The sequence below is a fragment of the Isoptericola sp. NPDC058082 genome (assembly GCF_042885055.1).
GTDB lineage: Bacteria > Actinomycetota > Actinomycetes > Actinomycetales > Cellulomonadaceae > Isoptericola.
In genome coordinates, this window is the sequence record NZ_JBHVSQ010000001.1 from 258245 (window position 1) to 270622 (window position 12378).

The 12378-nt window shown below is 73.0% G+C and carries 10 protein-coding genes; 6 read left to right on the forward strand and 4 right to left on the reverse strand.

All coding sequences use genetic code 11. From position 1 onward, the window contains the following. Positions 1-103 precede the first annotated feature (103 nt). Complete coding sequence (locus ACFVS0_RS01180; RefSeq protein WP_430551074.1) at positions 104-1693, forward strand: SpoIID/LytB domain-containing protein; 1590 nt, start codon at positions 104-106, stop codon at positions 1691-1693. Between the two features lie 96 nt (positions 1694-1789). Here the strand turns inward: ACFVS0_RS01180 and ACFVS0_RS01185 are convergent, their stop codons facing one another. Further along, positions 1790-2005, reverse strand: coding sequence for a DUF7455 domain-containing protein (locus ACFVS0_RS01185; protein ID WP_429729875.1), 216 nt, complete (start codon positions 2003-2005; stop codon positions 1790-1792). Positions 2006-2139: 134 nt separating this feature from the next. Here ACFVS0_RS01185 and ACFVS0_RS01190 point away from each other — a divergent pair, with 134 nt between their 5' ends. From ACFVS0_RS01190 to ACFVS0_RS01205, 4 genes are read left to right on the forward strand one after another with little or no spacing between them, the layout of a single operon-like run. Then, the gene (locus tag ACFVS0_RS01190; RefSeq protein WP_430586925.1) at positions 2140-4266 is read left to right on the forward strand and encodes a type IIA DNA topoisomerase subunit B; all 2127 of its coding nucleotides are present in this window, start codon (positions 2140-2142) and stop codon (positions 4264-4266) included. 59 nt (positions 4267-4325) lie between these two features. Continuing rightward, positions 4326-4745, forward strand: a complete 420-nt coding sequence (locus ACFVS0_RS01195) for a DUF4430 domain-containing protein (RefSeq protein ID WP_430563704.1) — start codon at positions 4326-4328, stop codon at positions 4743-4745. Continuing rightward, complete coding sequence (locus tag ACFVS0_RS01200) at positions 4742-5356, forward strand: DUF6580 family putative transport protein (RefSeq protein WP_430551077.1); 615 nt, start codon at positions 4742-4744, stop codon at positions 5354-5356. The genes ACFVS0_RS01195 and ACFVS0_RS01200 overlap by 4 nt, the downstream gene beginning before the upstream one ends. 43 nt (positions 5357-5399) lie before the next feature. Next, positions 5400-5762, forward strand: a complete 363-nt coding sequence (locus ACFVS0_RS01205) for a DUF2200 domain-containing protein (RefSeq protein ID WP_430563705.1) — start codon at positions 5400-5402, stop codon at positions 5760-5762. 38 nt (positions 5763-5800) lie between these two features. Here ACFVS0_RS01205 and ACFVS0_RS01210 read toward each other — a convergent pair whose 3' ends face one another. The 3 genes from ACFVS0_RS01210 to ACFVS0_RS01220 form a co-directional block, all read right to left on the reverse strand. Further along, positions 5801-6460, reverse strand: a complete 660-nt coding sequence (locus ACFVS0_RS01210; RefSeq protein ID WP_430586926.1) for a GNAT family N-acetyltransferase — start codon at positions 6458-6460, stop codon at positions 5801-5803. 68 nt (positions 6461-6528) lie between these two features. After that, positions 6529-10104, reverse strand: a complete 3576-nt coding sequence (gene metH, locus ACFVS0_RS01215; RefSeq protein WP_430586927.1) for a methionine synthase — start codon at positions 10102-10104, stop codon at positions 6529-6531. Between the two features lie 74 nt (positions 10105-10178). Then, positions 10179-11072 (reverse strand): SMP-30/gluconolactonase/LRE family protein, encoded by an 894-nt coding sequence (locus tag ACFVS0_RS01220; protein WP_430586928.1) that lies wholly within the window; start codon positions 11070-11072, stop codon positions 10179-10181. Positions 11073-11198: 126 nt separating this feature from the next. Here ACFVS0_RS01220 and ACFVS0_RS01225 point away from each other — a divergent pair, with 126 nt between their 5' ends. Further along, on the forward strand, positions 11199-12317 hold the full coding sequence (locus tag ACFVS0_RS01225) for a GNAT family N-acetyltransferase (protein ID WP_430586929.1): 1119 nt from the start codon (positions 11199-11201) through the stop codon (positions 12315-12317). Positions 12318-12378 lie beyond the last annotated feature (61 nt).

Below are 12378 nucleotides of genomic sequence, written 5' to 3' on the forward strand. Positions count from 1 at the left end.
AGAGAGACGGCCGCGCGCCGGCGATGACGGTCGGTGCCCCGGGCCCCCGGGTGAACTGTGGGGGTCGTTCCCCTGGCCTGGGTCGATGTGGCAAGGTGTCCGCGTGCTCCAGACCACGACCCTCCCCGGGCGGCCCCGGGTCGTCGCCCTGCTCGCGCTCGTCGTCGCCCTGGCGCTGTCGCTCGCCTCGGTGCTCGTGGCGCCCCCGGCGCAGGCGGCGACCTGGTCGCTGACGGGCTCCGGCGGGGGGACGACGACGGCGGCGACCGGAAAGTCCCTCACGGTCCGCTACCTCAAGTCCGGCAAGCCCGTGCAGGGCGCGACGGTCACGCTGCAGCGCAAGACGGGGACGTCGTGGGTGAAGGTGCGCACCGTGCGGACCGGGTCGACGGGCCGCGTGTCGACCACGGTGAAGCCCACCGCCTCGACGACGTACCGCTTCCGGACCAGCCACGCCACGAGCGGCGGTGTCACGGTGCTCGTGGTGCCGGTGCGGTTCGCGATCTCCGGCTCGGGCTCGGGGCACGGCGTCGGGATGGCCCAGTGGGGCGCCTACGAGCAGTCGCGCTCGGGCCGTACCGCGGCCCAGATCCTGGGCTACTACTACCCGGGCACCACCGTCTCGACGGCGAACGACCCCCGGACCACCCTGGACGTGCAGGTGCTCGGACCGCCGTCGGACAGCCGGACCACGACGGTGCTGGCGGTCGGCTCCGGCGCCTGGCGGCTCAAGGACCCGGCGGGCGCGGTCGTGGCGAGCGGCGGAGCCTCGGAGAAGGTGACCGTCGGCGTCGCGTCCGCGGGGGTCACGGCCAAGGTGACGAAGGGCGGTACGACGACGAAGAGCGTGTCCGCGCGCTCCAGCCTGACCTACGAGTGGTCCGGCACGCGGGACTACCAGCCCACCGGGACGAAGGCGGTCGCGACCGTGGCCGGCGCCCAGGGGACCTACCGCAACGGACGCCTGGTGGTGACGAAGCGGTCGAACCGGCCGAACGTCGTCAACCAGGTGGTCATCAACACCGAGTACCTCTACGGGCTCGACGAGATGCCCTCGGGCTGGGGCGCGAGCAGCAACCGCGGTGCTGCCGCCCTGGAGGCGCAGGCCGTCGCGGCGCGCAACTACGCGATCGTCGAGAAGGTGAAGGGCCTGAAGTCCACGTGCGGCTGCCACGTCTACGACGACACCCGCTCGCAGCACTACACCGGCTGGAAGAAGCAGGGCGGGAGCTGGGGGAGCGCCTGGGTCGCGGCGGTGGACGCCACGGTGCAGGACGGCACGGTGACCGTGCTGCGCGACGCCGAGGGCGGGTTCGCGGAGACGCCGTACTTCGCGTCGACCGGCAGCGCGGGAGGTCGCCGCGGCACGGCGACCAACACGGAGGTGTTCGGGACTGCGGCACTGCCCTACCTCGTGCACGTGGCCGACACCTCCTCGGCCAAGGCGCCCGGCAACCCGTACCTGACGTGGAGCGACTCGATCACGCAGGCGAAGGCCCGGTCGGTCTTCGGCCTCGCGTCGGTGCGCTCGATCGCGGTGACGTCGCGGTGGTCGAGCGGCCAGGTCAAGACGCTGACGGCCACCTCGGCCCTGGGGACGAAGGTGTCGCGGACCAAGACGGCGGACGGGTGGCGCACCACCCTCGGCGTCCGGGGGTCGTGGGTCGGCTCGTTCTCGGGCCGCAGCAGCTGATCCTCGCCGGCCACGACCGTCATCCCGCGCACGACGCACGAGAGCCCCGCACCGGACGGTGCGGGGCTCTCGTGGGGTCGGTGTGCTGCGCCGGGGTCAGCGCGCCCCGTGCTCCTCGTGGAGCCGGTCCGTCTCGTCCTGGACGTGGACGGCGACACCCTGGTAGGCGTCCGCGTGCGCGCGTGCGTGGTGCCCGCAGAAGAGGAGCTCTCCGACAGGCAGGACCACTCGCACGTACGCCTGGGCGCCGCAGCGGTCGCAGCGGTCGGCGGCGGTCAGCGGCTGGGTCGGTTCGGTCGTCGTGGTGCTCACATGACCATCCAACCAGACAGGTGGCCCGGAGCATCCCCGACCCGGGCCGGGTTCGCTCCGGGCATAGCGGCGTGGAGCACACCCGGCGGCGTGGGTCGACGGTACAGGCGTTCGAATCGTCTACCCTCGTTCCCGTGACAGCCACCTCCGAGTCCGGGTACACCGCGCGCCACCTGTCGGTCCTCGAGGGCCTCGAGGCGGTGCGCAAGCGCCCCGGCATGTACATCGGGTCCACCGACTCGCGCGGCCTCATGCACTGCCTGTGGGAGATCATCGACAACTCGGTCGACGAGGCCCTCGGCGGCTTCGCGACCGCGATCCGCGTCGTGCTGCACGCCGACTCGTCGGTGACGGTGGAGGACGACGGCCGCGGCATCCCGGTGGACGTCGAGCCCAAGACGGGCCTGACGGGCGTCGAGGTGGTCTTCACCAAGCTGCACGCGGGCGGCAAGTTCGGTGGCGGCTCGTACAAGGCGTCGGGCGGCCTGCACGGCGTGGGCGCCTCGGTCGTGAACGCGCTCTCGGCGCGGCTCGACGTCGAGGTCGACCGCAGCGGCAAGACGTACGGGATGACGTTCCACCGGGGGGAGCCGGGAGTCTTCGGGGACCCGGCCTCCGGCCCGTCGCCGGAGTCGCCGTTCGAGCCCTTCGTGTCCGGGTCGGAGCTCGCGATCGTCGGCAAGGCGAAGCGCGGCGTCACCGGCACGCGCGTGCGCTACTGGGCCGACCGGCAGGTGTTCCCCAAGACGGCGGTGTTCAGCTACGACGAGCTGGTCACGCGCGCGCGCCAGACGACGTTCCTGGTGCCGGGCCTGAAGCTCACGGTGCGCGACGAGCGCGGGTTGCCGGGCACGCCGGGGGAGTCGGGCCCGCACGAGGAGGTCTTCCAGCACGACGGCGGCGCGGTCGACTTCGTCGAGTTCCTCGCGCCCGACGCACCGGTCACGTCGACGTGGCAGCTCAAGGGCAGCGGCCACTTCACGGAGACCGTGCCGGTGCTGGACTCCCGCGGCCACATGTCCCCGCAGGAGGTGCAGCGCGACTGCGAGGTGGACGTGGCGCTGCGCTGGGGCGGCGGCTACGACACGGAGGTGCGCACCTTCGTCAACATCATCGCGACGCCCAAGGGCGGCTCCCACCTGTCCGGCTTCGAGCAGGGTCTGCTCAAGACGGTGCGCAAGCAGATCGAGACGAACGCGCGGCGACTGAAGGTCTCCACGAAGGACGCGGCCGAGCGCATCGAGAAGGACGACGTCCTCGCGGGCCTCACCGCGGTCGTCACGGTCCGCCTCGCGGAGCCGCAGTTCGAGGGACAGACCAAGGAGGTGCTCGGCACCGCACCCGTGCGGGCGATCGTCTCCCGCGTCGTCGAGAAGGAGCTGGGCGCCCTCCTCACGTCGTCCAAGCGGGACGAGAAGGCGCAGTCGGCGCTGCTGCTCGAGAAGGTCGTGGCCGAGATGCGCGCCCGCGTCACGGCGCGCAAGCAGAAGGAGATCTCGCGGCGCAAGAACGCCCTCGAGGCGTCGTCGCTGCCGGCGAAGCTCGCGGACTGCCGCAGCGACGACGTGAACCGCAGCGAGCTGTTCATCGTCGAGGGCGACAGCGCCCTCGGCACGGCCAAGCTGGCGCGCTCGAGCGACTTCCAGGCGCTGCTGCCGATCCGCGGCAAGATCCTCAACGTCCAGAAGGCGTCGATCAGCGACATGCTCCGCAACGCGGAGTGCGCCGCCATCATCCAGGTGCTCGGGGCCGGCTCCGGACGGTCCTTCGACCTCGACGCGGCCCGCTACGGCAAGATCGTGCTGATGACCGACGCCGACGTCGACGGCGCGCACATCCGCACCCTGCTGCTCACGCTCTTCTACCGCTACATGCGTCCGATGCTCGAGGCGGGCCGCGTGTTCGCCGCCGTCCCGCCGCTGCACCGGGTGGAGGTGCTGGGCAGCGGCCGACGCAAGAACGAGTACGTGTACACGTACTCGGAGGCCGAGCTCACCGCGACGCTGAAGAAGCTCGACCGTGCCGGCCGCCGGTACAAGGAGGACATCCAGCGGTACAAGGGGCTGGGGGAGATGGACGCGGACCAGCTCGCCGAGACCACCATGGACCCGCGGCACCGTACGTTGCGCCGCGTCACGGTGGAGGGCGCCGAGGCCGCGGAGCGGGTGTTCGAGCTGCTCATGGGCAGCGACGTCGCACCCCGCAAGGAGTTCATCGTCGCCGGGGCGAGCACGCTGGACCAGTCGCGGATCGACGCCTGACCTCGTCCGCATGGCGGCCCGAGCGGCGGGTGCGCCCCGGTGATGGGTACCCTCTGGCCGTGAAGACCGCAACGCGCCGGACGGCGCCACGACTGCTCGTACTCCTGCCCGCACTGGCCCTGACCTCGGGGGTCGTCGCCGGGTGCTCGGAGGGCGGCTCGTCGGACGGCGCGTCGCCGTCGGTCTCCGCATCGGTGGATGCGACCGAGCAGGTGGCCGAGAACGTCGGCAAGTTCTCCTACGAGGGCGAGGACGGCAAGACCGCTCTCGAGCTGCTGGAGGAGAAGGACCCGGACGCGCAGGTGCAGGGCGAGGGCGAGAACGCCTTCGTCACCGCGATCCGCGGTCGCGAGGCCGACCCGGAGACGGAGTTCTGGGGCCTGTACGTCGACGACGAGATGGCCCAGGTCGGCGCGGGCTCGCTCGAGACCAAGGACGGGCAGACCATCACCTGGAAGCTCGAGGAGATCGAGCAGTGACCGCCGTGACCTCGCGCCTGGAGGCTCCGCTGGCCGCCCGCGAGCTCGTGCACCGGTGGTGGCGGCCCGCGCTGGCCGTGCTGCTCGTCGCGGGCGCCGTCGTCTGGCGGCTGGTGAAGACCGATCTCGGCGCGCCGCCGAACCTCGAGCTCTCGACCGCGGCGGCGTTCGCCGCCGCGGGGCTGCTGCGCCACCGGCTCGCGATGCTCGCGCCGTTGGTCGTGGTCGCGGTGAGCGACGTCCTGCTCGGGAACTCCTCGGTGCTGGTGTTCACGTGGACCGCTTGGGCCGTGATCGGCGTCGGCGCCTGGTGGGCCGGCCGCACCCGGGGTGGCGCGGGACGCCTCGTCGCCGCGCTCGGCTTCGGCGTCGGCAGCTCCCTGTTCTTCTACCTGTGGACCAACGCGGGCGTGTGGTGGCTCGGCCGGGGCACGTTCTACCCCGCGGGCCTGGACGGGCTGCTGGCCAGCTACGTCGCCGGGCTGCCCTTCCTGCGCCCGATGCTGCTGGGCAACCTGGTGCTCGTGCCGCTCGCCGCGGGTCTCGTCGCGCTCGTGGCACGGCTCGAGCGGGCGTCCGTGCCGGGCGTCGGCGCGGTCGCCGCGCGATAGCCTCGACGGGAGCACACCCGACCGCCACGACAGGAGGCGACCGATGCCTGCCGACCGGATCCGGCGGATGCCCTTCGCCAGCGTGTACCCGCTCTACGTGCAGAAGGTGGAGCGCAAGGACCGCAGCACGGACGACCTCGACCGCGTCCTGACCTGGCTCACGGGCTACGACGACGGCGGCCTCGAGAGGGCCGTCGCCGACGAGGTGGACCTGGAGACGTTCTTCGCCCAGGCGCCCGCGATGAACCCGAACGCGTCACTCATCACCGGGGTGATCTGCGGTGTGCGCGTCGAGGACATCGACGACCCGCTGATGCAGCAGATCCGCTGGATGGACAAGCTCGTCGACGAGGTCGCCAAGGGCAAGAAGATGACGTCCATCCTGCGAGGGAGCGCGGCCGCCTAGCCTGTGGCCGGCGATCGATCGACGGCGCCGGTCCGGGATCAGCGGCGCGGCAGGCGCATGCCCATGGTCAGCCCCCACGGGTGGTGCTCCAGCGTGCGGAAGCCCAGGTGCTCGTAGAAGCCGATCGCGCGCACGTTGCGCCCGCCGACGCCGAGGTGGATGCCCGGCGCACCGGCCGCGGCGACGGCGTCGAGCACCGCCTCGAGCACGCGGCGTCCGCGGCCGCCGCCCTGCGCCTCGGGCAGGAGGTCCACGTGGAGGTGCGCAGGGAACTCGTCGAGCCACGGCGCCGTGGTGCGCGACGGCGCGTGGATCGCGCGCAGCAGCGGCGCGTCCGGCGACGCGTCGTCCTCCGCGGGGGCGGCATACCGCCGCCGCAGCGCCGGCCACCAGCTCTCCTCGCAGCGGCGCTCGAAGTCCGCGGTGCTCGCCGTGGCCACGCAGTACCCGAGGGGCGTGCCGTCCTCCCGCCGCAGGACGCGCGCCAGGTCGGGCTCCAGCTCGAGGTACGCGCCGAGGTAGACGTGGCCGAGCAGGTTGCCGTCGGCGTACATCCCGGTGGCGTCCTCGCCCGAGTCGCCCGTGCGCAGGCACACGTCGTAGAGGGCATCGCGGTCGGTGGGCCGGTAGCGGTCCACGGCGATCGCCTGGTGGGGCCCCGTGGGCATGACGTCCTGACCGGTCTGCGGCGTGCTCATGCTCGTATCGTCCCTGGTTGCACGCCCGACGTCGAACCTGGTCGACCCGACAGAGCACGCCCCAGGACTCACACCGAGAAGTACTTCGCCTCGGGGTGGTGGAAGACGAACGCGTCGGTGGACTGCTCGGGGTGCAGCTGCAGCTCGTCGGACAGCGTCACGCCGACGCGCTCCGGCCGCAGCAGCTCGACCACCTTGCGGCGGTCCTCCATGTCCGGGCAGGCGGGGTAGCCGAGGGAGAACCGGGCGCCGCGGTACTGCAGCTTGAAGAGGCCCTCGACGTCGGTGGGCTCCTCGCCGGAGAATCCGAGCTCGTCGCGCACGCGGGAGTGCCAGAACTCGGCGAGCGCCTCGGTGAGCTGGACGGACAGGCCGTGCAGCTCCATGTACTCGCGGTAGGCGTTCGCCTCGAAGAGCTTCGCGGTGTGGCCCGAGACGGTGTCGCCCACGGTGACGAGCTGCACGGGCAGCACGTCGAACCGGCCGGTCTCCTCGGCGAACGACCGCGGCCGCACGAAGTCGGCGAGACACAGGTGCCGGTCGCGGCGCTGGCGCGGGAAGTGGAACCGCAGCCGCTCGGTGCCCGGCTCGCCGCCGGAGCCGCCGTCGGGCCCGTCGTGGTGCGCCACCACGACGTCGTCGCCCTCGGACCACACGGGGAAGTACCCGTACACGACGGTCGGGTCCATGATCTGGTCGGTCCGCACGCGCTCGAGCCACGCGGCCAGCCGCGGCCGGCCCTCGGACTCGACGAGCTCCTCGTACGAGGCACCGTCCTCGCCTCGACCGGGCTTGAGCCCCCACTGGCCCATGAACGTCGCACGCTCGTCGAGGAACGCCGCGTAGTCGGCGAGCTGGACGCCCTTGACCACGCGGGTGCCCCAGAACGGGGGTTCGGGCACGGGGTTGTCGGCGGCGACGTCGGAGCGCGCCGGCAGGTCCTCCGGCGCCGTCTCGGTGACGGTGACGACACCGTGCCGGCGCTTGCGGAGCGCGGGCAGGCCCACGGACTCCGGGTCGGCGCCGCGCGCGATGGCGACGAGCGGCTCCATGAGCCGCAGCCCCTCGAACGCGTCCTTCGCGTACCGCACGGTGCCGGGGAACGCGGAGGCGAGGTCGTCCTCGACGTACGTGCGGGTGAGGGCCGCGCCGCCGAGCAGCACGGGCCAGCGCTTCTCCAGCCCGCGGGAGACCAGCTCCGCGAGGTTCTCCTTCATCACGACCGTCGACTTCACGAGCAGGCCGGACATCCCGATGACGTCGGCGTCGTGCTCCTCGGCGGCCTCGATCATCGCGCTGACCGGCTGCTTGATGCCGATGTTCACGACCGTGTAGCCGTTGTTGGTGAGGATGATGTCGACGAGGTTCTTGCCGATGTCGTGCACGTCCCCGCGCACGGTGGCCAGCACGACCGTCCCCTTGGAGCGGTCCTCGCCGCCCTCGACCTTCTCCATGTGCGGCTCGAGCAGCGCCACCGCGGTCTTCATCACCTCGGCGGACTGGAGCACGAACGGCAGCTGCATCTGGCCGGAGCCGAACAGCTCGCCCACGACCTTCATGCCGCCCAGCAGGTGGGTGTTGACGATGTCGAGGGCCTTCATGCCGTCGGCGAGCGCCTCGTCGACGTCCTCCTCCAGGCCCTTGCGCGCGCCGTCGACGATGCGGCGCTCGAGCCGTTCGCCGACGGGCAGCGCGGCGAGCTCGGCGGCGCGCTGGTCGCGCAGGGCGGTGGCGTCGACCCCCGAGAACAGCTCGAGCAGGTGCGCCAGCGGGTCATGGACGAGGTTGCCCTCGTCGTCGTAGCGGCGCCGGTCCCACACCAGGTCCTCCGCCGCCTCCCACTGCTCGTCGGGGATGGCGTTGCGCGGCAGGATCTTCGCCGCGTGCACGATGGCGGAGTCCAGGCCCGCCTGCGTCGCCTCGTGCAGGAACACCGAGTTCAGCACCGTGCGTGCGGCCGGGTTCAGGCCGAACGACACGTTGGAGACGCCGAGCGTGGTGTGCACGCCGGGGAAGCGGGTGGTGATCTCGCGGATCGCCTCGATCGTCTCGATGGCGTCGCGCCGCGTCTCCTCCTGGCCCGTCGCGATGGGGAAGGTCAGGGCGTCGACGATGATGTCGTCCACCCGCATGCCCCAGTCGCCCGTGAGCTGCTCGACGAGGCGGGTGGCGATCGCGACCTTGCCGTCCTTGGTGCGCGCCTGGCCCTCCTCGTCGATGGTCAGCGCGACGACGGCGGCCCCGTGCTCCTGCACGAGCGGCATGATCTTCGCGTAGCGGGAGCCCGGGCCGTCGCCGTCCTCGAAGTTCACCGAGTTCACGACGCCGCGCCCGCCGAGCAGCTCGAGCCCTGCCTGCAGCACGGCCGGCTCGGTCGAGTCGATCACCAGCGGCAGCGTGGAGGCCGACGCCAGCCGCGAGACGACCTCGCGCACGTCCGCCACGCCGTCGCGCCCCACGTAGTCGATGCAGACGTCCAGCAGGTGCGCGCCGTCGCGCGTCTGGGCGCGCGCGATGTCGACGACGTCGTCCCAGCGGCCCTCGAGCATCGCCTCACGGAACGCCTTGGAGCCGTTGGCGTTGGTGCGCTCGCCGATCGCCAGGTACGACGTGTCCTGGCGCAGGTCGGTGTGGGAGTAGAGGGACGCGACGCCGTTCTCGCGCTGCGGGTCCCGGGCGGGCAGCTCCCGGCCCCGCACGGCCTCGACCACCTGGCGCATGTGCTCGGGCGTCGTGCCGCAGCACCCGCCGACCAGGCCGAGCGCGAACTCCTGCACGAACTGCGTGTGCGCGGCGGCGAGCTCCTGCGGCGTCAGCGGGTAGACGGCGCCGTGAGGTCCGAGCTCCGGCAGGCCCGCGTTGGGCATGCAGGTGACCGGCACCTCGGAGTGCCGCGCGAGGTGGCGCAGGTGCTCGCTCATCTGGTCCGGGCCGGTGGCGCAGTTCAGGCCGATCGCGTCGACGCCGATCGCCTGCAGCGTGGTGAGCGCCGCGCCGATCTCCGAGCCCATGAGCATGGTGCCGGTGGTCTCGACGGTGACGGAGACGATGACCGGCACGTCGCGGCCGACCTCCGCGATCGCGTCGTGGCAGCCCGTGACCGCCGCCTTCGCCTGCAGCAGGTCCTGGCTGGTCTCCACCAGCAGCGCGTCCGCGCCGCCCTCGAGCAGCCCGGCCGCCTGCTCGGCGAACGTCGTGCGCAGGTGCGCGTACGTGGTGTGGCCGAGGCTCGGCAGCTTGGTGCCCGGGCCCATCGAGCCGAGCACCCAGCGCGGGTGGTCGGCGGTGGCGAAGGCGTCCGCGCGCCCGCGGGCCAGGGCGGCGCCCGCCCGGGCGAGCTCGCGGATCCGGTCGTCGATGCCGTAGTCGGACAGGTTCGACCAGTTGGCGCCGAAGGTGTTGGTCTCGATCGCGTCGACGCCCACCTCGAGGTACTCGTCGTGCACGGCGCGGATGATGTCGGGCCGCGACACGTTGAGGATCTCGTTGCAGCCCTCGTGCCCCTCGTAGTCGTCGAGGGTGGGGTCCGCGGCCTGGATCATCGTGCCCATGGCCCCGTCGGCCACCACGACGCGCGTGCGCAGGGCCTCGCGCAGGGCGGTGGAGCGGGCGTCGGCGGCGGCGGGGTCGAGCGTGGTCGTCACCCGTGCAGCGTAACGGCGCGCGGCGCCGCTCGGACGGCGCGTCCACCGTCGCGAGCGGGCCCCGCGGGCCCGGCTCAGAGCAGCGGAGCGCCGTTCACGGTGAGCAGGATCGAGTACACCGACGTGGACGCCGTGACGAAGAGGCGGTTGCGCTTGCGGCCGCCGAAGGCGAGGTTCGAGACCTCCTCGGGCAGGTGGAGCCGCCCGAGGAGCGTGCCGTCGGGGTCGAGGACGTGCAGGGCCTCCCCGGCGGCCACCCAGACGCGGCCCGCCGTGTCGACGCGCACGCCGTCCGGCCCGCCGTCGAGCTCGGCGAGGACGTCCCCGCCCGTGAGTCGTCCGCCGTCGACGTCGAAGGCCCGCAGGTGCCGGCGTTGCGTGTCCGCGACGTACAGCCGCTGCCCGTCGACGGAGAACGCCAGTCCGTTGGGGCGCTCGAGGTCCGTCGCGACGGCGGCCACCTCGCCCGTGCGCGGGTCGACCCGGTAGACGTGGCAGCCGTCGATCTCCGGCTCCGCGCGCTCGCCCTCGTAGTCGCTCGTGATCCCGTACGGCGGGTCGGTGAACCAGACCGCGTCGTCGGCCGACACGACGACGTCGTTGGGGCTGTTGAGGCGCCGGCCCTGCCACCGGTCGGCGAGGACCGTCGTGAACCCGTCGTGCTCCGTGCGCACCACGCGCCGCGGACCCTGCTGGCACGCGACGACGCGGCCCTGCCGGTCGATCGTGCGCCCGTTGGCGTAACCGGCGGGGGAGTCGAAGACGCTCACCGAGCCGTCCGTCTCGTCCCAGCGCAGCACCCGGTCGTTGGGGATGTCGCTGAACAGCAGGTAGCGGCCCGCGGGGACGTACAGCGGTCCCTCGGTCCAGCGCGCGCCGGTCCAGAGGCGCTCGAGGCGGCTGTCGCCGCGCACGGCGGCGAACCGCGGGTCGAGGAGCTCGTACACGGCGGGGACGGTCTCGGTCATCGCACGCTCCGTTGCGGTCGGTGCAGGTCAGGACGGTGCACCGTGCCACACGGCCGCCGCCCCGGACAAGCGCCGGCGGACGAAAAGGCCGTGCGGGGGGCCCCGGCGGTGCCTACCGTGTGGCCCATGGCGACCCCTGCCCCCGCCCCGCTCGCGCCCCTCGCGGAGCGCGCTGGCGCCCCGTCCGTCCTGCCGCCGCTCACGGCCGGCGGGCTGACCTGGCGCCCCGCGACCCGCGACGACGCCGGCGCCCTGCTCGACCTGCGCAACACGGTCGCGGAGGCGGACCGCGAGCCGTACCGGGAGACGCTGGACGAGCTGCTCGAGATCCTCGACGCACCGTGGCGCCGGCTCGTGACCGACTCGGTCGTGGGGCTCGACGCCGACGGTCTGCTGCGCGCCTACGGCTACGTCGAGACCATGCCCGGCGACACCAGCCGGGTGCGGGCGTTCCTGTGGGGGGCCGTGCACCCCGACCGCCGCGGGGAGGGCATCGGCCGGGAGCTGTTCGCCTGGCAGGAGGCACGGGCCCGCCAGATGCTCGCCGCCTCCGGCGCGAGCGTCCCCGGCCGGATCGGGGGGTTCCTCGAGGACACGGCCCCGGCCCCGAAGGTGCGGCTGTACGAGCGTGCGGGCTTCACGCCGCGCCGCTTCTACTCCGACCTCGAGCGCGACCTGCGCGACCTCGACGCGCACCCCGTGCCCGATGTCGCGCTCGACGGGCTCCGGCTCGTGCCGCTCGCCGACGACCTCGACGAGCCCGCCCGCCTGGCCCACAACGACGCGTTCCGCGACCACTGGGGCAGCGAGCCGCAGACCCCGGAGCAGTGGCGGAGCGGGCGCTCGACCTATGCCCCCGAGTGGTCGTTCGTGGTCGTGGACCCTGCGCCGGACGTCGCCGCCCTCCTGGCCGACCCGCGCACCGACGGCGAGACGGCGGCCGCGCTGCGGGCGGGTGAGCCGCTCGTCGTCGGCTACCACGTCGCGGCCCGGTTCACGGCGGACTTCGCGGTGCGCGGCCACCCGTTCGGCTACACGGAGATCCTCGGCGTGCGCCGCGCCTACCGCGGCCGCAAGGTCGCCGTCGCGCTGCTCGCCGCCGGCATGCGGGCGTTCGCCGCCGACGGCATGGCGGTCGCCGCGCTCGACGTCGACACCCAGAACCCGAGCGGCGCCCACGGCCTGTACGCGAGCCTGGGGTACACCGAGCGGCACGGCTCGCGCCTGGTGACGATCGAGCTCTGACCGGCGGACGGGTCTCACCCGACGGCGGGTTTCGGACTGACGTCCCGGGGCCCTAGGCTGC